Source organism: Ancylobacter sp. SL191 (assembly GCF_026625645.1).
Classification (GTDB): domain Bacteria; phylum Pseudomonadota; class Alphaproteobacteria; order Rhizobiales; family Xanthobacteraceae; genus Ancylobacter.
Genome location: NZ_CP113056.1, coordinates 3,819,402 through 3,838,631, shown reverse-complemented (window position 1 = coordinate 3,838,631; position 19,230 = coordinate 3,819,402). Strand labels below are relative to the sequence as shown.

16 protein-coding genes are annotated in these 19,230 nt (G+C 66.0%); 12 read left to right on the top strand and 4 right to left on the bottom strand.

Annotation, left to right across the window (positions count from 1 at the left end):
• The first annotated feature begins 55 nt into the window (after positions 1–55).
• From OU996_RS17600 to OU996_RS17570, 7 genes are all read left to right on the top strand, one after another.
• Entirely contained in the window at positions 56–676 is a 621-nt protein-coding gene (locus OU996_RS17600) for an urease subunit gamma (RefSeq protein WP_267582894.1), read from the top strand.
• A 47-nt stretch (positions 677–723) separates the two neighbouring features.
• Positions 724–2,436: an urease subunit alpha gene (ureC, locus tag OU996_RS17595; RefSeq protein ID WP_267582893.1), complete on the top strand. Its 1,713-nt coding sequence runs from the start codon at positions 724–726 to the stop codon at positions 2,434–2,436.
• 104 nt (positions 2,437–2,540) lie between these two features.
• Complete coding sequence (locus OU996_RS17590; RefSeq protein ID WP_267582892.1) at positions 2,541–3,320, top strand: urease accessory protein UreE; 780 nt, start codon at positions 2,541–2,543, stop codon at positions 3,318–3,320.
• 9 nt (positions 3,321–3,329) lie between these two features.
• Positions 3,330–4,034, top strand: coding sequence for an urease accessory protein UreF (locus OU996_RS17585; protein ID WP_420712646.1), 705 nt, complete (start codon positions 3,330–3,332; stop codon positions 4,032–4,034).
• Between the two features lie 18 nt (positions 4,035–4,052).
• Positions 4,053–4,694: an urease accessory protein UreG gene (ureG, locus tag OU996_RS17580; RefSeq protein WP_267582890.1), complete on the top strand. Its 642-nt coding sequence runs from the start codon at positions 4,053–4,055 to the stop codon at positions 4,692–4,694.
• Positions 4,695–4,829: 135 nt separating this feature from the next.
• Positions 4,830–7,115 carry a putative bifunctional diguanylate cyclase/phosphodiesterase gene (locus OU996_RS17575; protein WP_267582889.1) on the top strand — a complete coding sequence of 762 codons (2,286 nt, stop codon included), beginning with the start codon at positions 4,830–4,832 and terminating at the stop codon, positions 7,113–7,115.
• 106 nt (positions 7,116–7,221) lie between these two features.
• A complete protein-coding gene (locus tag OU996_RS17570; RefSeq protein ID WP_267582888.1) occupies positions 7,222–8,958 on the top strand; it encodes an ArnT family glycosyltransferase in 1,737 nt (578 codons plus the stop codon).
• A gap of 2 nt (positions 8,959–8,960) precedes the next feature.
• On the opposite strand, the gene metC is transcribed toward OU996_RS17570, so the two are convergent.
• Positions 8,961–10,154 (bottom strand): cystathionine beta-lyase, encoded by a 1,194-nt coding sequence (gene metC / locus OU996_RS17565; protein ID WP_267582887.1) that lies wholly within the window; start codon positions 10,152–10,154, stop codon positions 8,961–8,963.
• 274 nt (positions 10,155–10,428) lie between these two features.
• On the opposite strand from metC, the gene OU996_RS17560 reads away from it, so the two are divergent.
• From OU996_RS17560 to map, 5 genes are all read left to right on the top strand, one after another.
• Positions 10,429–11,451 carry an amino acid ABC transporter substrate-binding protein gene (locus OU996_RS17560; RefSeq protein WP_267582886.1) on the top strand — a complete coding sequence of 341 codons (1,023 nt, stop codon included), beginning with the start codon at positions 10,429–10,431 and terminating at the stop codon, positions 11,449–11,451.
• Positions 11,452–11,564: 113 nt separating this feature from the next.
• A complete protein-coding gene (locus tag OU996_RS17555) occupies positions 11,565–12,752 on the top strand; it encodes an amino acid ABC transporter permease (protein ID WP_267582885.1) in 1,188 nt (395 codons plus the stop codon).
• A 10-nt stretch (positions 12,753–12,762) separates the two neighbouring features.
• Entirely contained in the window at positions 12,763–14,139 is a 1,377-nt protein-coding gene (locus OU996_RS17550) for an amino acid ABC transporter permease (protein ID WP_267582884.1), read from the top strand.
• A 16-nt stretch (positions 14,140–14,155) separates the two neighbouring features.
• Positions 14,156–14,953: an amino acid ABC transporter ATP-binding protein gene (locus tag OU996_RS17545; protein ID WP_267582883.1), complete on the top strand. Its 798-nt coding sequence runs from the start codon at positions 14,156–14,158 to the stop codon at positions 14,951–14,953.
• Positions 14,954–15,709: 756 nt separating this feature from the next.
• Entirely contained in the window at positions 15,710–16,495 is a 786-nt protein-coding gene (gene map, locus OU996_RS17540) for a type I methionyl aminopeptidase (protein ID WP_267582882.1), read from the top strand.
• Between the two features lie 2 nt (positions 16,496–16,497).
• Here the strand turns inward: map and sseA are convergent, their stop codons facing one another.
• The 3 genes from sseA to OU996_RS17525 form a co-directional block, all read right to left on the bottom strand.
• Positions 16,498–17,361: a 3-mercaptopyruvate sulfurtransferase gene (gene sseA, locus OU996_RS17535; protein WP_267582881.1), complete on the bottom strand. Its 864-nt coding sequence runs from the start codon at positions 17,359–17,361 to the stop codon at positions 16,498–16,500.
• Between the two features lie 106 nt (positions 17,362–17,467).
• Positions 17,468–18,196 (bottom strand): alanyl-tRNA editing protein, encoded by a 729-nt coding sequence (locus OU996_RS17530; RefSeq protein ID WP_267582880.1) that lies wholly within the window; start codon positions 18,194–18,196, stop codon positions 17,468–17,470.
• Positions 18,196–19,227 (bottom strand): cysteine synthase A, encoded by a 1,032-nt coding sequence (locus OU996_RS17525; RefSeq protein ID WP_267582879.1) that lies wholly within the window; start codon positions 19,225–19,227, stop codon positions 18,196–18,198. The genes OU996_RS17530 and OU996_RS17525 overlap by 1 nt, the downstream gene beginning before the upstream one ends.
• Positions 19,228–19,230: the final 3 nt, after the last annotated feature.

The window sequence follows — 19,230 nt, the reverse complement described above, 5'->3', positions numbered from 1 at the left end:
TGCCGCCCCGCGCCGAAACCACCCCGCATTGCCTGCACAGCCGGAGACCTGACCGATGAATCTCAGCCCGCGCGAGAAGGACAAGCTCCTCGTCGCCATGGCCGCGATGGTAGCGCGCCGTCGCCTTGAGCGCGGCATCAAGCTCAACCATCCCGAGGCGGTGGCGCTCATTACCGATGTGGTGGTGGAAGGCGCGCGCGACGGCAAGACGGTGGCCGAGCTGATGACGCTTGGGACGCAGGTGCTCACCGCCGACCAGGTCATGCCCGGCGTTGCCGACATGATCCACGACATTCAGGTCGAGGCGACGTTTCCCGACGGCACCAAGCTTGTCACCGTTCACGAGCCCATTCCCTCCAGCCATGTCGTGCCGCCGCCGGGCGAGGTGCTGGTGGAGGAGGGCGACATTGAGCTGCTCGCCGGGCGTGAGATCATCGCCATCACGGTGGCCAACACGGGCGACCGGCCGATTCAGGTCGGCAGCCACTACCATTTCTTCGAGACCAACCCCGCGCTGAGCTTTGATCGCGATGCCGCGCGCGGCATGCGGCTCGCCATTCCGTCCGGCACCGCCGTTCGCTTCGAGCCCGGCCAGAGCCGTGAGGTTAAGCTCGTCGCGCTGGCGGGCCAGCGGGAAGTCTATGGCTTCCGCCAGACCGTGATGGGCCGGCTCTGAGCCGGCTTCCCTTTTTCGCGCTCGCCCGATTGCCGAACGGAAACGCCATGTCGATCAAGATTTCCCGCGCCACCTATGCCGAAATGTTCGGCCCCACCACGGGCGACCGTGTGCGCCTCGCCGACACCTCGCTGGTCATCGAGGTAGAGAAGGACTTCACCGTCTATGGCGAGGAGGTGAAGTTCGGCGGCGGCAAGACCATTCGCGACGGCATGGGCCAGTCGCAGGTGACGCGCGGCGACGGCGCGGTGGACACCGTCATCACCAACGCGCTGATCCTTGATCATTGGGGAATTGTGAAGGCCGACATCGGCATCCGTGACGGGCGCATCTGCGGCATCGGCAAGGCGGGCAACCCGGCGATCCAGCCGGGCGTTTCCATCATCATCGGCGCCTCGACCGAGATCATCGCCGGCGAAGGCAAGATCATCACGGCCGGCGGCTTCGATAGCCATATCCACTTCATCTGCCCGCAGCAGATCGAGCACGCGCTGATGAGCGGCGTGACCACCATGCTCGGCGGCGGCACCGGCCCGGCGGCGGGCACCAATGCGACGACCTGTACGCCCGGCCCCTGGCACATCGAGATGATGCTGCGGGCGTCCGATAGCTTCCCGGTGAATCTCGCCTTCTCCGGCAAGGGCAACGCGTCGCTGCCGGGCCCGCTGGTCGAGCAGATCGAGGCGGGCGCCTGCGCGCTCAAGCTCCACGAGGACTGGGGCACGACACCGGCCGCGATCGACAACTGCCTGTCGGTGGCGGACGATCACGACATCCAGGTCATGATCCACAGCGACACGCTCAATGAGAGCGGCTTCGTCGAGGACACCATCGCCGCCTTCAAGGGCCGCACCATCCATGCCTTCCATACGGAGGGCGCGGGCGGCGGGCATGCGCCGGACATCATGAAGGTGGTCGGCCTGCCGAATGTGCTGCCGTCCTCCACCAATCCGACGCGGCCCTTCACCATCAACACGCTCGATGAGCATCTCGACATGCTCATGGTCTGCCATCACCTCGACCCGCTGATCGCCGAGGATCTGGCGTTCGCCGAGAGCCGCATCCGCAAGGAGACCATCGCGGCCGAGGACATCCTGCACGACATCGGCGCCATCTCGATGATGAGCTCGGACAGTCAGGCGATGGGCCGGCTCGGCGAGGTGGTCACGCGCACCTGGCAGACCGCGCACAAGATGAAGCTGCAGCGCGGGCTTCTGCCGGGCGACAGTGAGCGCAACGACAATGCGCGCGCCAAGCGCTACATCGCCAAATACACGATCAACCCCGCCATCGCGCACGGCTTGGCGCATCACATCGGTTCGGTGGAAGTGGGCAAGCTGGCGGATCTCGTCGTCTGGTCGCCCGCCTTCTTCGGCACCAAGCCGGACATGGTGGTGAAGGGCGGCATGATCGTCGCTGCGCAGATGGGCGACCCGAATGCTTCCATCCCGACCCCGCAGCCGGTCCACTACCGGCCGATGTTCGGTGCCTTCGGCAAGGCCCGCACCGCGACCTCCCTGACCTTCGTCTCGCAGGCCGCCATCGAGTTGAATGTCGGCGCCAAGCTCGGGCTGGAAAAGCGCCTCGTCGCCGTCTCAAATGTACGCGGCGGCATCTCCAAGGCCTCGATGATCCACAACAGCGCGACGCCGCATCTGGAGATCGATCCCGAGACATACGAGGTCCGCGCGGACGGCGAACTTCTTACCTGCGCGCCGGCGAGCGAACTGCCGATGGCGCAGCGCTACTTCCTGTTCTAAGCATCGACAGGCGCGCACGCGCCTGCCGAAATCCATCAGCCGGGGCATGGCATCGCCGCAATGGCACACCACCTTTGCGGGGACATGCTCCGAGGAGACTGACCATGATCCGTGCCCGTTCGATCCTGCCCGCCGGCAGCTGGGAGGCCGCCAGCGCCGCTGATCGCGTCGTGCTGCCGCATGACGGCCGCCACCGCCGCCGCATCGCCATGCGCGGGGAGGGCGACGTGGCGTTCCTGCTCGATCTGGAAGACGCAACTCGTCTGAAGAACGGGGACGGCCTATTGCTTGATGATGGCCGCATAGTCGCTGTCGCTGCCGCTGAAGAGCCGGTCGCAGAAATCGTGGCGCAGGATCCGCATCATCTCGCGCGTCTCGCCTGGCATCTCGGCAACCGCCACGTGCCGGCCGAATTGCTGGCCGACCGCATCCGCATCGCGCGTGATTCCGTCCTCGAGGACATGGCCCGCGGCCTCGGCGCCACAGTTTCCATCGTCGAGGCGGCGTTCGAGCCTGAGGGCGGTGCCTACGAGGCGGCCGAGGCGCACGGCCATGCGAACCACGATCATGGTCACCACGATCATGGACATCATCACGCCCATGGCGAGGACTGCGGCTGCGGTCATGACCACGCGCATGATGAGCACCATGGCCATGAACATCATGGTCACGCGCATCACGACCATGAGCATCACGACCATGCTCCGGCGCGCGACGTGCTGCATGTGCACGATCATGGCGCGGCGCATAAGCATGAGCACGACGCCGGCTGCGGCTGCGGTCATGACCATGCTCATGACCATCACGCGCACGATGAGCACAAGCATGGCGACCACACGCATGACGATCATGGCCATGCGGCCGGCCATCGCCACGGCCATTAGGGAACGCGCATGAGCGGGGCGAAGGGGGCGGTGGCGCCGGCCACGGACCTGCTGCCTTTATTCGTTTGGCTGTCGCCGGCCTACCCGGTCGGCGCCTTTGCCTATTCGCACGCTCTTGAATGGGCGGTGGAGACGGGCGCGGTTGGCAATGTTCATGGCCTCATCAGCTGGGTGGACGATCTCCTTCACCACGGCGGCCCGTTCACCGACGCCGTCCTCCTTGCCCATGCCTACCGGGCAACGGCCAGCGGCGACGACACTGCCTTGCGCGACCTGCTCGAACTCGCCGCCGCCTTCGCGTCCTCGCGCGAACGGCAGATGGAGACGTTGAACCAGGGGGATGCCTTCGTCGCCGCGACGCGCCTGGCGTGGCCCGCCCCGGTTCTGGATCGCTTGGCGGATATCTGGAGCGGACGCGTCGCCTATCCCGCCGCCGTTGGCATAGCTGCTGCGGCGCATGGCTTGCCGCTGCCGGCGACGCTGTCCGCCTATCTTGGCGCCGTCGCGGCGAATCTCATCTCCGCCGCGGTGCGGCTGGTGCCGCTCGGCCAGAGCGACGGCAACCGGACCATGGCCGCGGTGACGCCGGTCGTGCGCGAGGTGGCTGTGACGGCAGCGAGTGAATCGCTTGAGCGCCTCGGCGGCAGCGCGCTTGCATCCGACATCGCCTCAATGCGCCATGAGACACAGTATACGCGGCTCTTCAGGAGCTGACAGGTGAGGGGACATTGAATGACCAGGCAAGCCACAGGACCGCTTCGGGTCGGCATCGGCGGGCCCGTCGGCTCCGGCAAGACGGCGCTGATGGAGGCGCTGTGCCGGACCTTCCGCGATCGCTACGATCTCTGCGCCATCACCAATGACATCTACACCAAGGAAGACGCGGAAATCCTGACCCGCGCCGGCGCGCTGCCGGCGGATCGGATCATGGGCGTCGAGACCGGCGGCTGTCCGCACACGGCGATCCGCGAGGACGCCTCGGCAAATCTCGCGGCCGTGGCCGAGATGCGCGGGCGCTTCCCGGGACTCGACCTCATTCTGATCGAGTCGGGTGGCGACAACCTTGCCGCGACCTTCTCGCCGGAACTGGCGGACATCACCATCTATGTGATCGACGTCTCGGCGGGCGAGAAGATCCCGCGCAAGGGGGGGCCGGGCATCACCCGCTCGGACCTGCTCGTCATCAACAAGATCGACCTCGCTCCCTTCGTTGGCGCGTCGCTTGAGGTGATGGACCGCGACAGCCAGCGCATGCGCGGCCGACGGCCCTTCGTCTTCTCCAATATCCGCGAGGGTAAGGGCGTGGCCGATGTCGCGCGCTTCATCGAGGAAGCCGGTGGGCTGGTCGCGACGGAGCGCCCCGCGGCGGAGTGAGCGACTATTGTCGCGCCGTCACGTTGGTGGTGAAATGACGGTATCTTCTGAACCGCCTGTATTGGAGCTGGGCTGCGGCTGATCACCCGCCCTGTTCCGAACGGCTCTGCTCCCGCCCGCCTCACCAGGTGCGAAATGTCCTTTCCGATTCCCGAGAATGAGGCGGAAAGGCTAGCAGAACTGCACGCGCTCGACATACTGAACTCGCCGCCCTCCGCCGTTCTGGATGGGGTGTGCGTTCTCGCGCGCAAGATGTTCAACCTGCCATCGGCCTGCATTGGTCTGGTCGACCGGGATCGCCAGTGGTTCAAGGCGAATTCGGGTTTTGGGCAGGCCGAAGGCACGTCACGGGCACACTCTTTTAGCACCTGGACTCTCATGACCGAGGAAATGCTGGTGGTCCCGGATGCACGGGACGATCCGCGTTTTCGCGACAATATCTATGTCGTCGGCGATCCCTATATCCGTTTCTATATCGGCTCACCCATTGCGCTGCGTCCGGGGCTTAACATCGGCTCGCTCTGTATGTTCGGGCCCGAGCCGCGCGAATTGGCGTCCGATGAGCGCGAGATCGTGCTGCATCTCACGAAGATAATCGTCGATCAGTTCCGTTTGCATGAGGCGACGCGTCGAACCAAGAGGGAACTCGAGCACCGCCGGACCAGCCAGAGCCTGCTGGAAATGCAGAGTCGCGAGCTGTGGCGGCGGCAGACCCTGCTGGCGCAGACGGAGAGGCTCGCCAAGGTTGGCGGCTGGGAACTGGACGTCGCCACCCGCCGCCTCAGCTGGTCGGACGGTGTCTACCGCATCTACGGTCTGCCACCCACCAGCGAGCCGACCGAGGAACTCGCACTGGCCCACTTCCCGCTTGAGGCGCGGCGTCACTTCCGGCGCAAATTCGTGCATGCCCTGCGCACGGGCGAGGCGTTCGAGATGGAGCTGCCCTTCGTCAACGCCCAGGGCCAACACCGCCTGATCCGCCAGAGCTGCGAACTGGAGATCGAGGACGGCGTCCCTGCGCGCGCCTTCGGCATCATGCAGGACGTGACCGAGCGCAAGCAGGCCGAGCAGCGCATGTGGCACATGGCCAATCATGATGCGCTCACCGACCTCCCCAATCGGGGGCTCATGCGCGACAAGCTGGATATTGCCCTGCGCCGCGCGCGCCGCAGCGGGGGCTATGTCGGGGTACTGCTGGTCGACCTGGACCAGTTCAAGGACGTCAACGACACCCTTGGCCACGATGCCGGCGACGCGCTCCTCATCGAGGTGGCGCGGCGGCTCATGGCGAGTGTGTCGGAGCTGGACACGGTGGCGCGGCTCGGCGGCGACGAGTTCATCGTGCTGCTGTCGCGCATGGAAAATGCCGATGACGGCATGATCGTCGCGCAACGCATCCTTGCCGCGCTGAGCCTGCCCTTCGAGTATCGGCGCACCTCTCTGTCCTGCCGCGGCAGCATCGGTGTGACCGTGGCGCCGGATCATGGTACCGACCCTTCCACCCTACTGAAGAACGCGGACATCGCCCTTTATCGCGCCAAATCCGCCGGTCGGGGCATTGCGATCGGCTATGATCCGCGCATGCAGAAGGCGACCGAGAACCGCGTGCAACTAGCCGCCCGCGTCAGGCTTGGTTTGAAAAACGGGGAGTTCCAGCCCTTCTATCAGCCGAAAGTGTCGCTCTCGACCGGAGCCATTGTCGGCTTCGAGGCGCTGCTGCGCTGGCGGCATCCGCGTCGCGGCGTGCTGGGGCCGCAGGAGTTCAGCGCGATTTTCGAGGATCCCCATCTGTCCGTCGAGATGGGCGAGCGTCTGCTGCAGCTGACCACGCGCGACATGGCACAGTGGACCGCGCTCGGCTGCGAGTATGGGCATGTCGCGATCAATGTCAGCTCACCCGAATTCGCCCATGGCGAGTTGCCGGAACGCGTGCTTACCGCTCTCGACCTCGCGGGCCTCGGCGCGGAGCGGCTCACCATAGAGGTGACCGAAACCGTGTTCCTTGGCCGTGGAACGGAGATGGTCCGTCAGAGCCTGCAGATCCTCAATCAGGCCGGCATCCGCATCGCACTCGACGATTTCGGCACCGGCTTCGCGTCACTGAGCCATCTGAAGCAGTTTCCGGTTGATCGCATCAAGATCGACCGCTCCTTCGTGCATGACATCGAGCACGATATCGACGATGCCGCCATCGTGCGCGCCGTCATCAATCTCGGTCAGAGTCTTGGCATTGAGACCGTGGCCGAGGGCGTTGAGACGTTCTCACAGGCAGCCTATCTGCGGGCCAATGGCTGCGACTTTGCGCAGGGCTTTCTCTACTCCAAGGCACTGCCGGCCTCCCGCGTCCCTGCGCTGCTCAAGGGCTGGAGCCCCGAACTCGCCTCCTATGGCGCTCCCGGCCCGCTTGATGCGCTGATGTGACATCGTCGCGGTCTCGGCGGCGCCTCCGGCCTTCTGTTATGTTCCCGTCATCTCGAATCGGACGAGCATGATGAAGCCTGAGGCCCTGTGGGACGAAAGTTCCGCCATGACACGCGCGCCGCTGCGCGGTCTAAGGCTCGCAAGCCGCCTTGTTGGCCTCGTCGATGGCGCGTCCCGGACCAATATGCGATGCGTCCTGTTGCTGGTCCTGCTGTGCCTCGTCGCTTTCCTCCCCGGCTTCTTTGCCACTCCCGTTCTTGACCGGGACGAGGCGCGCTTTGCGCTGATCTCGCGGCAAATGGTGGATACCGGGCAGCTCGCGGAAACCCGGATCGGCAGCGAAAGCGCGCATACCCGCCCGCTGGGCTGGTATTGGGTGCAGTCCGCGCTGGTTGGTGCCGCCCAGCTGGCAGGCGTCAGGAATGCCGATCACACGATCTGGCTCTACCGTCTTCCCTCGCTGCTGGCGGCCATTGCGGCGGTGCTGCTCACCTTCTGGGCGGCGCTCGCCTTTACCGGACGGCGTGGGGCGCTGCTGGCGGCCATTCTGCTGGGTTCCTCGGCCGCCGTGGGTGTGGCGGCGCGCCTTGCCGTTGCGGATGCCGTCATGCTCTCCGCGGCCGCGGCTATGCTCGGTGCGCTCGCCCGGCTTTATCTGCCGACGCAGGCCCGTGAGGCCGACAGTCTGTTGCCGACGGGCGCCCCGCGCGCGCTCGTGGCCATTCTGTGGGGTTCGCTCGCCGTCGCGCTATTCTCGCGCGGGCTCATGGCGCTGTTCTACCCGTTGATGACGCTGCTGGCGCTTGTCGCTGTGGATCGTTCCTTTCGTGCGTTGCGTGTCACCTTTCCCGTCGTGGGCCTAGCTCTCTGCGGCCTTGTCGGGCTGGTCTGGTACCTGCTGCGCCATTTCGGCATGGATGACAGCAACGTGGCCTCGGCGGCGCGGGCCATGATGGGGCGGGTATCACCGTCCTTCCAGGGCACAGGACCGCTGCCGGGCACATTGCTGGTCGCGTTTGGAGGTATGTTCTGGCCGGCTGCGCCGCTTGCGGTGCTGGCCGCGCCCATGCTGTGGAAAGCCCGCCGGCTGCGCACGATGCGGCTGCTCCTCGCCTGGGTCGTGCCGGCCTGGGCCGTGCTCGACCTCATCCCGACGAAGTTTCCCGCACATCTGCTGCCGCTGTTCCCGGCCGTTGCCATTGCCATCGCCATCGCGATCGAGCGGGGGGCGATGGCGCTGAGCGGGCCGCGCCTCGTGCGCGTGCTCTGGCTGTGGCCGGTGATCGGCGCCTTTATCGCGGTCTCCGCGCTGCTCGGCCTCGCTATTTTTGACCGTACCACCAGCCTGCTCGCCTGGCTGCTGCTGCTGCTCGGCTTTTTCGCGCTCGTGACGGCGGCTGCCGCCGTGCGCGAGTACGGCGTCGAGAAGTCAGCATTGCTCGCGGTCGTCGGCATGCTGATCTCGGGCTTCGGCGTGATGCAGCTCCTGCTGCCGCAAATGGCCAGCCTGTGGGTCTCGCCGCGTGTTGTCGCCGCCATCGCCCGCGAGAGCTGCCCCACCGATAGCGAACCGCTGGTGGTCGGGGCTGCCGGCTACAACGAGCCGAGCCTGCCCTTCTTGCTGCCGGGCAAGGTGCGCTTCATGGATGGGGCCGCCGCCGCCGACTTCCTGCGCGAGGGTGGCTGCCATGTCGTGCTGATCGAGCGTCGGCAGGAAGTTCGTTTCGTGCGGCGCGCCGAAGCGCTGGGTCTGCGTTTCGAGCGCACCGCCGATATTGGCGGCATCGCCTATGCGGACGGGCGCGCCGTCCGCCTCTCCGTTTACCGGCGCACGGGCGGCTGAGGTCAGCCCGCCACGTCGCGCAGCCGGCCGAAGCCCTGTTCGAGGTCGGCGATGAGATCCACCGGATCTTCGAGCCCGATATGGATGCGCACGCCGGGGCCACCCGGCTCCCACTGCGTCGCCGTGCGATAGGTGCGGCAATCGAACGGGATCGCCAGGCTCTCGAACCCGCCCCAGCTATAGCCGAGGCCGAACAAGGCTAGGCTGTCGAGGAAGGCATCGACCGCCGCCTTCGGCACAGGCTGGAGAATGATGCTGAACAGCCCGGTCGCGCCTTTGAAGTCCCGTTTCCACAGCGCATGGCCGGGGTGCTCCGGAAGGCCGGGATGAAGCACCCGAAGCACCTCCGGCCGGGATGCAAGCCAGCGGGCCACGGTGAGCGCGGATTCCTGATGCCGGGCAAGGCGTACCGCCATGGTGCGGAGCCCGCGCGCGCCTAGAAAGGCGTCTTCGGGAGCGACAGTGATGCCGAGGTCGCCATGGGTCTGCTTCACGCGCGGATAGCTGCGCGCCGTGGCGGAGATCGTTCCGATGTTCAGATCGGAATGGCCGCTCAGATATTTGGTGCCGGCCTGGATGGAGATGTCCACCCCGACATCGTGCGGGCGAAAATACAGCGGCGTCGCCCAGGTATTGTCGATCAACGTCAGTATGTCGGTGCCGCGCAACGCTTCGATAATCGCCGGGACGTCCTGCACCTCGAAGGACTGCGAGCCCGGCGACTCCAGGAACACCGCCCGCGTGTTCGGCCGGATCAGCCCGGCGATGCCCACCCCGACGAGCGGGTCATAAAAGGTCGTCTCGACGCCGTAGCGGCGCAGCACACCGTTGCAGAACTGGCGCGTCGGCAGATAGGCACTGTCCGTCATCAAGAGGTGGTCGCCTGCCTGCAGCACGGAGAGCAGCGCGACGCTGACCGCCGACAGGCCGGACGGCGTGAGCACCACGCCGGCGCCGCCTTCAAGCTGCGTGAGCGCCTGTTCCAGCGCCTCGACCGTGGGGTTGCCTCGCCGGCCATAGGTGTAGCGGCCCGTGTGACCCTCAAGGTCGGCAACCGTCGGCGACAGCACGGTGGAGCCGCGCACGATCGGCGTATTCACGAAGCCGTCAAACCGCGCCGGATCGCGCCCGAGGAGCACAAGGTCGGTTTCCAGGGAATACGTGGCGGGTGGCGCGTCTTTGCGAACTGAGGCCATGCTGAGAAATCGCTCGTCGGTATCTTGATGCCAGTGGGGTGGTCGTGGAGGAGGACGGGTTGCGCTTGACCGTGGGGGAATACGGCGTTCTGATGGCTCCCGCGTCTTCCGCAGCATCCTATAGCACGGTGCCCGGCGGATATAGACGAAGGGGGCAGACCGTGCCGCGCTTGCCCGGCATGTGGCGGCATGTGAATTGCTTTAATTGTCGCAACGTTCCGTTCGGAGCCACGAGCGGAACGTCAGCTCAGAACCAGTAAAGAAGGCTGCACACATGAAACGCCTCATTTCCACGTTTGCCGTCGCGGGCGCCCTTGGCCTCGCGGCCACCGGTGCGCAGGCTGCGACGAAGCTCGAGCAGGTGAAGTCCAAGGGCTTCATCCAGTGCGGCGTCAGCCAGGGTCTGCCCGGTTTCTCGACGCCCGACGACAAGGGCAACTGGACCGGCCTCGACGTGGATTTCTGTCGCGCCGTTGCCGCAGCGGTGTTCGGCGATGCCAGCAAGGTCAAGTACACGCCTCTGTCGGCCAAGGATCGCTTCACCGCGCTGCAGTCCGGCGACATCGATATTCTGTCGCGTAACACCACCTGGACCATCACGCGCGATACCTCGCTCGGTCTCAACTTCACCGGCGTGACCTATTATGACGGCCAGGGCTTCATGATCCGCAAGGACAAGAAGGTGAACTCGGCCATGGAGCTCTCGGGCGCCTCGATCTGCACGCAGACCGGCACCACCACCGAGCAGAACCTCGCCGACTTCTTCCGCGCCAACAACATGACCTATGAAGTCATCGCCTTCGCCACCAACGACGAAGTGGTCAAGGCCTATGACGCCGGCCGCTGCGACGTGCTCACCACCGACCGTTCGGGCCTCGCCGGCGAGCGTCTGAAGCTGACGAACCCGGACGACCATATCGTTCTCCCGGAGATCATCTCCAAGGAGCCGCTCGGCCCTGTGGTCGCGCATGGTGACGACCAGTGGTTCGACATCGTGAAGTGGGTGCTGTTCGCCCAGCTCAACGCTGAAGAACTCGGCGTGACCTCGAAGAACGTCGACGATCAGCTCAAGTCCTCGGCCAATCCCGAGGTCAAGCGCCTGCTCGGCACCGAAGGCAAGTTCGGCGAGGGCATGGGCATCGGCAATGACTGGGCCTATCAGGTCGTCAAGGGCGTCGGCAATTACGGCGAGATGTACGACAAGAATGTCGGCCCCAGCACCCCCCTCAAGCTGGCCCGCGGCGTGAATGCGCTGTGGAGCAAGGGCGGCCTGCAGTACGCCCCGCCGATCCGCTGAGATCAGTCATGACAGGCTCCCGGTCCTATGGGCCGGGAGCTTTCCTGCCGGAAGCTGACGCAAAGTTCGGCGCCGGGATTAAGCAGTGAGCCTCGAAAGAGGCGAGGGGGACCATGACGGACTTGGCCGCGCCCGCGTCTGGCGGGAAGACTTCTTTCATCAACGACCCGAAGGTGCGCAGCATAGGGCTGCAGATCATCGCCTTGATCGTGGTCGTTTTTCTGGGCTGGATGTTCGTCGACAATGCCAGCCAGAACCTGGCGGCGCAGAAGATCGCGACCGGTTTCGGCTTTCTCGACAACACCGCCGGCTTCGGCATCAACCAGACGCTCATTCCCTATAGCGAGACGTCGACCTATGGCCGAGCTTTCTTTGTCGGCCTGCTGAACACCCTTCTGGTCGCGGTGGTCGGCATCATCCTTGCCACCGTCATCGGCTTCCTGGTCGGCATCGGCCGGCTCTCCAAGAACTTCGTCGTGCGCCTCCTGTCGACGATCTATGTCGAGGTGCTGCGCAACCTGCCGCCGCTGTTCCAGATCCTGTTCTGGTACCTCGCGGTGCTCAGCGCGATGCCCAACCCGCGCCAGAGCATCAATCTTTTCAACGAGATCTACATCTCCAACCGCGGCCTTATCGTTCCCCGCCCGATCTTCGGCGACGGAACGGGCGTGGTGCTGTGGGCGATCGGCGCAGCCATCCTCGCCGTCATCCTGCTCAGCTACTGGTCGCGCGCGCGGCAGGAGGAGACCGGGCGCCGGCTGCCCATGCTGCCCATCGGGCTTGCCATCCTCATCCTCGTGCCGACCGTCGCGATGTTCGTCACGGATTTCCCGATCACCATCGAGCGCCCGGAACTCAAGGGCTTCAACTTCGTCGGCGGCGTGCGGGTCATTCCCGAATTCGTCGCGCTCACCGTGGCGCTGGCGACCTACACCGCCGCCTTCATTGCGGAAAATGTGCGCGCCGGCATCCAGGCGGTCAGCCATGGCCAGACGGAAGCGGCCCATTCGCTGGGGCTGAAGAACAGCCAGACCTTGCGGCTGGTGGTCATTCCGCAGGCGATGCGGGTCATTATTCCCCCGCTGACCAGCCAATATCTCAACCTCACCAAGAACTCGTCGCTCGCCGTCGGCATCGGTTATCCCGACCTCGTGGCGGTCTTTGCTGGCACCACGCTGAACCAGACGGGCCAGGCGATCGAGATCGTGGCGATGACCATGGGCGTCTATCTCCTGCTGTCCATCATCACCTCCGTCATCATGAACGCCTACAACAAGCGCGTCGCGCTCGTGGAACGGTGAGGAGCGCGCGATGAGTCTGACCTTCGACGACGGCACCTTCATCCGGGCCGACCTGGTAACGCCACTGCCGCCGCCCACGCGCAATCTCGGGCCGATCGGCTGGATGCGGGAGAACCTGTTCTCCGGCTTCTTCCACACCATCCTCACCCTCGCCGGCATCGGCGTGGCGCTGCTGCTCTTCCCGCCCCTGATCCGCTTCCTGCTGATCGACGCGGTGTGGACCGGGGAGAACCGCGAGGCCTGCCTTGGTCCGAATGTCGGGGCCTGCTGGCCCTTCGTGCACGCCAAGTTCGGCCAGTTCATATATGGCTTCTACCCGTTCGCCGAACGCTGGCGGCCCAACATCGTCTTCGCGCTTGGTGCCGTTCTGCTGGTCCCGCTGCTGGTGCCGAGCGCGCCGTATAAGCGGCTGAATTCGCTGCTGTTCTTCGCGATTTACCCGGTGGTCGCCTTTGTCCTGCTGACCGGCGGCAACATCAACGCCTCCGCCTTCTTCCTGGAGCGTTTCGGCCTCATCAGCCCGCTCACCGGCGGGGCGACGGTGGCCGGGCTGAACCTGACTTTCTGGGTCGATCTGCTGCTAACCGCCTTCATCGTCGCTGGCGTCATCGGCGGTATCATCGCCGGCCTCGGCGGCGCGGGCCGTGCGGCGGCGCGCAGTACGCTTCTGGTGTTCGCCGGTTTTGCGGCGGTGGTTTTCGCCTGGGACGTCAATGTCGGCCTCTCCTATGTCGAGACCCGGCAGTGGGGTGGGCTCTTGGTGACGCTGGTGATCGCGGTCACCGGCATCGTCGCCTCGCTGCCGCTGGGCATCGCGCTGGCGCTGGGGCGGCGTTCGCAAATGCCTGTCGTGCGGCTGCTCTCGGTGATCTTCATCGAGTTCTGGCGCGGCGTGCCGCTGATTACTGTGCTGTTCTTCGCGACTTACATGCTGCCGCTGTTCCTGCCGCAGGGCGCTAATCCGGACGCACTGTTGCGTGCGCTGGTGGGCGTTGCCCTGTTCTCCGCCGCCTATATGGCGGAGGTGGTGCGCGGTGGCCTGCAGGCCATTCCGAAGGGCCAGTATGAGGGCGCGATGGCGATGGGGCTGACCTGGAGCCAGATGATGCGGCTCATCATCCTGCCGCAGGCGCTGACCCTGGTCATTCCGGGAATCGTGAACAGTTTCATCAGCTTGTTCAAGGATACGACGCTGGTGCTGATCGTCTCGATCTTCGATTTCCTCGGCCAGCTCCGCGCGTCCTTCACCGATCCGAACTGGGCGAGCCCGGTGACGCTCTACACCGGCTTCGCCTTTGCCGGCCTCGTCTACTTCTTCTTCTGCTTCGGCATGTCGCGCTACTCGCTCTTCGTGGAGCGCCGCCTCAACACCTCCCACCGCCGCTGAACGACGGAGACATTCCATGACCGAACACCATTCCATCGTTTCCAGCGACGAGATCCCCGCCGTGCACACGCCGCCGGGAAAAGACGTGGCGGTAGAACTGGTTGGCGTCCATAAGTGGTACGGCGAGTTCCACGTGCTCAAGGACATCAACCTGAAGGTCCGCCGCGGCGAGCGTATCGTCATCTGCGGCCCCTCGGGCTCCGGCAAGTCGACCATGATCCGCTGCATCAACCGGCTGGAGGAACACCAGCAGGGCTCGATCGTCGTCGATGGCATCGAATTGACCAATGATCTCAAGCGGATCGACGAGATCCGCCGCGAGGTCGGCATGTGCTTCCAGCACTTCAACCTGTTCCCGCATCTGACCATTCTGGAGAATCTGACGCTCGCCCCGATCTGGGTCCGCAAGATGCCCAAGAAGGACGCCGAAGAGTTGGCGATGCATTTTCTCAAGAAAGTCAAGATTCCCGAGCAGGCGCATAAGTTTCCCGGCCAGCTCTCCGGCGGCCAGCAGCAGCGCGTGGCTATTGCCCGCGCGCTCTGCATGAAGCCGAAGATCATGTTGTTTGACGAGCCGACCTCGGCGCTCGACCCGGAAATGGTCAAGGAAGTTCTGGAGACCATGGTCAGTCTCGCCGAGGAAGGCATGACCATGCTGTGCGTCACCCATGAAATGGGCTTCGCCCGGCAAGTCGCCAATCGGGTTATCTTTATGGATGCCGGGCAGATCATCGAGATGAACGAGCCGAATGCGTTCTTCTCCAACCCGCAGCATGAGCGCACCAAGCTGTTCCTCAGCCAGATTCTGCACTGAGGCTGGCTTTTACCGGGTGTGCCGGCTGGCGCGTCCCGATGAAATCTTGTGGCGGCCGCCCCCATGGGGCGGCCGTTTTCGTTGCTGCGCCGTGGCGTGTCAGTGCAGTCAGGTGGACGATCAGGCCAGTGTGTGCAGGAAAAATGACCGATGAGGCCGATGAGGGTGAGGGGCGTCACCGGGCGGCGCGTGGTGCCGGTTCGGCGTGATGAGGTGCCTCGTCGGGGAGGGGAACGGCGCTGCCTCCCGTCTCCGTTTGGCAAGCCGGGCTCGAACCAAGACGTGGATCCCCGGGTCAAGCCCGGGGATGATGGCGATTGGGTGGGAGCCGCGCAGCGCAGAGCCGGGATCGTCCGCCGATCATGAGCCGGGACGTCATCCCGGATCGGCCTTTGGCCGTCCGGGATGACGTGGCCTTTGGGCGACGGCATCCGCCGATGACGGGCGGGAACGGCGCCGCTTCGAGCCGGGATCGTCGGCCGATCATGAGCCGGGCCGCGATCCCGGATCGGCCCTTGGCCGTCCGGGATGACGGGGTGCTGACGGCGCGCGGTGCCCGATGACGGCACCCTGTCCCGTCAGCATGCCCCGGTCGTGCCCTGTCCCCCCAAGCCGCGCCTCCCCCGGTCGTCCCCGCCTGCGCTTGCCTCAACCCGGCCGCCGGCGCCTTGCCCGGAGGGGCCTCGCCGGTTACAGCGGCGGCGCGATGGTCTCGAACGCCATCGCCTGTTCAAGACGCGACCGGAGAAACCCGCCATGGTGGTGACGAGCGAGGCCGAGCTGGCGGCGCTGAAGGAGATCGGCCGCATCGTCGCCGTGACGCTGGAGGCGATGGGCAAGGCGATTGAGCCGGGCATCACCACGGCCGAGCTCGACGCCATCGGCCGGGCGCTCTTGGAAGGCGCGGGCGCGCGCTCGGCGCCGGAGAGCGTCTATGGCTTTCCCGGCGCCACCTGCATCAGCGTCAATGAGGAGATCGCCCACGGCATTCCCGGCGCGCGGGCGATCCAGCCGGGCGATCTGGTCAATATCGACGTCTCCGCCGAGAAGGGCGGCGTGTTCGGCGACACCGGCGCTTCCTATGCCGTGCCGCCGGTCACCCGCGCGGTCGAGCGGCTGTGCAAGGATGGGCGGCGGGCGATGTGGGCGGGGCTGCGCGAGGTCGGCGCCGGCCGGCCGCTGGCGGGGATCGGCAAGGCCGTCGGCGCCTTCGCCCGCAAGAACGGCTACACGCTGGTGCGCAACCTCGCGAGCCACGGCATCGGCCACAGCCTGCATGAGGAGCCCAAGGAAATCGCCACCTGGCCGGACGCGTCCGAGCGGCGGGTGATGCGCGAGGGGCTGGTCTTCACCGTCGAGCCGTTCCTGTCGCTCGGCGCCGAGCACGCCGAGGATGGCGATGATCCGTGGACGCTCTATAGCGAGCCGCGCGCGCTCACCGTGCAGTATGAGCACACGGTGGTCGCCACCCGGAACGGCCCGCTGATCCTCACGCTGGCGGGGGTAGGCAGCTTGGCGGGGAAGGGCGCCGGAAAACGGTGACCTTATTCCTTGGGCAGCGTCGCCGCCGGGCCGGTCGCCACCGGGCGGTCGGAGCCGCCCCATTCGGTCCAGGAGCCGTCATAGAGCGCCTTGGGCCGGGCGCCGATGACATCGAGCGCGAGCCAGAGAATGGCGGCGGTCACGCCCGAGCCGCAGCTGGTGATGACCGGGCGGCCGGTGTCGATGCCGGCCGCGTCCACCGCCGCGCGGATGGCGTCGGAATCGACCAGCCGGCCATTCTTCACCACCTCGGAGACCGGCAGATTGCGCGCGCCGGGAATGTGGCCCGCGCGCAGGCCGGCGCGCGGTTCCGGCACCTCGCCACGGAAGCGCTCGGCGGCGCGGGCGTCCAGCACCTGCGCGCTGCCATTGGCAAGGCGGGTGGCGACCTCGTCGATGCTGGCGACCCAGCTCTTGTCGAGATGCGCCTCGAAGCTCGCGGGGTAGATGGTCGGCTCGCCTGCCTCGACCGGATGGCCTTCCGCCAGCCATTTCGGAAAGCCGCCATCGAGGATCTGCACATCGACCGCGCCGAACGCCTTCAGCGTCCACCACACGCGTGGGGCGGAGAACAGGCCGGCGGTGTCATAGACCACGATCTTCATCGAGCGGCCGATGCCGAGCGATTCCATCGCGGCGCGGAACACGATTTCCGTCGGCAGCATGTGCGGCAGCGGGCTCGACGTGTCGGAGATCGCGTCGATGTCGAAGAACACCGCGCCGGGAATGTGCCGCTCCAGATATTCCGCCCGGCCGCTGCGCCCGGTCGCCGGCATGTGCCAGGAGGCATCGACGATGACCAGGTTCGGCGCGCCGAGATGAGTGGCGAGCCATTCGGTGCTGACGAAGCGGGGATCATAGGACATGGTTCACTCCCGATGGGCGGCGGGCGCCACCCTGTTTCAGGCCCGGCGAGGAACGCCCGTCGAACCTGCGTCCGAAGCCAACGCCTCGAACATTACGCCCAGACTATCAGGCCCAGGCGACCCGCACGCGGCGGTTCTGCTGGCCCTTTTTCTCGATCTTGGTCACCAGTGCCGCGCCGATCTCTTTGAGGCTGCGCACATGGGTGCCGCCGCAGGGCTGGAGGTCGAGCCCCTCAATGGCGACGAGGCGCACGCGCCCGGTGCCCATGGGCGGCTTCACCGACATGGTCTTGATGAGGCCCGGATTGGCGAGGAGTTCCTCGTCGGTGATCCAGCTCTCGGTGACAGCCGCGCCGGTGGCGATCATTTCGGCGAGCTTGGCCGTGATGGCGTCCTTGTCGAGATTGGCTTCGGGAATGTCGAAATCGAGCCGGCCTTCCGCATCGCCGATGGAACCGCCGGTGACCGGGTAGGGCAGGGCGACGGAGAGCAGATGCAGCAGCGTGTGCATGCGCATCCGCTTGTGGCGGATGTCCCAGTCGAGCACCAGCGTGACGCTCTCGCCGATATCCGGTAATTCGCCGCCGCCCGTTCCTGTGGTTTGGGCGGGAACGTGGATCACATCGGCCTTGTCCGGCCCATAGACGGCGGTGGCCAGCGCGATCTCGGCGCCGGAGGCGCGGCGCAGCACGCCCGTGTCGCCCGGCTGGCCGCCGGCATTGGCGTAGAACACCGTGCGGTCGGTGATGATGCCGCCCTCGGGGGTGAGCGCGGTCACGGTGGCCGTGGTCTCGCGCAGATAAGCGTCGTCGCGGAACAGGAGCTGGGTGGCCATCAGACGAGCACGCTCGGGAGGTCGACCCTGCGCTCCAGCCAGCCCGGCACGGGCAGGCCCTTTTCGCGCAGGAAGTCGGGGTTGAAGAGCTTGGACTGGTAGCGCGTGCCGTAGTCGCACAGGATGGTCACGATGGTGTGGCCGGGCCCAAGCTCGCGGGCAAGGCGCATGGCGCCGGCGATGTTGATGCCGGAGGAACCGCCGAGGCACAGGCCCTCATGCTCCAGAAGGTCGAACACGATCTGCACCGCTTCGGCATCGGGGATCTGGTAGGCGACGTCGATGGGCGCGTCTTCAAGGTTCGCGGTGATGCGCCCCTGGCCGATGCCCTCGGTGATGGAGGAGCCCTCGGCCTTCAGTTCGCCCGTCGTGTAATAGCTGTAGAGCGCGGCGCCGAACGGGTCGGCGAGGCCAATCTTGATGCGGGAGTTACGCGCCTTCAGCGCCATGCCGGTGCCCGCCAGCGTGCCGCCGGTGCCCACCGCCGCGACGAAGCCGTCCACCGCGCCCTCGGTCTGCTCCCAGATTTCCGGGCCGGTGGTCTCGAAATGGGCCTGCCGGTTGGCGATGTTGTCGAACTGGTTGGCCCAGACGGCGCCGTTCGGCTCGGTCTTGGCGAGGGCCTCGGCGAGGCGGCCGGAGACCTTCACATAATTGTTCGGGTTGGCGTAGGCGACGGCGGGCACCTCGACCAGCGTGGCGCCGGCGAGCCGCAGCATGTCCTTCTTTTCCTGGCTCTGCGTCTCGGGAATGACGATCACCGAGCGGTAGCCGAGCGCATTGCCGACAAGCGCGAGGCCGATGCCGGTATTGCCGGCGGTGCCTTCCACGATCACCCCGCCCGGACGCAGCGCGCCGCGCGCCACCGCGTCCTTGATGATGTAGAGCGCGGCGCGGTCCTTCACCGACTGGCCGGGATTGAGGAATTCCGCCTTGCCCAGAATGGTGCAGCCGGTGAGCTCGGAGGCACGCTTGAGCTTGATCAGGGGCGTGTTGCCGACCGTGTCGACAAGACCGTTACGGATCGTCATCGT

Bases quoted from the DNA above. Each gene is read 5' to 3' on its own strand.
- OU996_RS17600 (WP_267582894.1), top strand. From the start codon at position 56: ATGAATCTCAGCCCGCGCGAGAAGGACAAGCTCCTCGTCGCCATGGCC.
- ureC (WP_267582893.1), top strand. From the start codon at position 724: ATGTCGATCAAGATTTCCCGCGCCACCTATGCCGAAATGTTCGGCCCC.
- OU996_RS17590 (WP_267582892.1), top strand. From the start codon at position 2,541: ATGATCCGTGCCCGTTCGATCCTGCCCGCCGGCAGCTGGGAGGCCGCC.
- OU996_RS17585 (WP_420712646.1), top strand. From the start codon at position 3,330: ATGAGCGGGGCGAAGGGGGCGGTGGCGCCGGCCACGGACCTGCTGCCT.
- ureG (WP_267582890.1), top strand. From the start codon at position 4,053: ATGACCAGGCAAGCCACAGGACCGCTTCGGGTCGGCATCGGCGGGCCC.
- OU996_RS17575 (WP_267582889.1), top strand. From the start codon at position 4,830: ATGTCCTTTCCGATTCCCGAGAATGAGGCGGAAAGGCTAGCAGAACTG.
- OU996_RS17570 (WP_267582888.1), top strand. From the start codon at position 7,222: ATGACACGCGCGCCGCTGCGCGGTCTAAGGCTCGCAAGCCGCCTTGTT.
- metC (WP_267582887.1), bottom strand. From the start codon at position 10,154: ATGGCCTCAGTTCGCAAAGACGCGCCACCCGCCACGTATTCCCTGGAA.
- OU996_RS17560 (WP_267582886.1), top strand. From the start codon at position 10,429: ATGAAACGCCTCATTTCCACGTTTGCCGTCGCGGGCGCCCTTGGCCTC.
- OU996_RS17555 (WP_267582885.1), top strand. From the start codon at position 11,565: ATGACGGACTTGGCCGCGCCCGCGTCTGGCGGGAAGACTTCTTTCATC.
- OU996_RS17550 (WP_267582884.1), top strand. From the start codon at position 12,763: ATGAGTCTGACCTTCGACGACGGCACCTTCATCCGGGCCGACCTGGTA.
- OU996_RS17545 (WP_267582883.1), top strand. From the start codon at position 14,156: ATGACCGAACACCATTCCATCGTTTCCAGCGACGAGATCCCCGCCGTG.
- map (WP_267582882.1), top strand. From the start codon at position 15,710: ATGGTGGTGACGAGCGAGGCCGAGCTGGCGGCGCTGAAGGAGATCGGC.
- sseA (WP_267582881.1), bottom strand. From the start codon at position 17,361: ATGTCCTATGATCCCCGCTTCGTCAGCACCGAATGGCTCGCCACTCAT.
- OU996_RS17530 (WP_267582880.1), bottom strand. From the start codon at position 18,196: ATGGCCACCCAGCTCCTGTTCCGCGACGACGCTTATCTGCGCGAGACC.
- OU996_RS17525 (WP_267582879.1), bottom strand. From the start codon at position 19,227: ATGACGATCCGTAACGGTCTTGTCGACACGGTCGGCAACACGCCCCTG.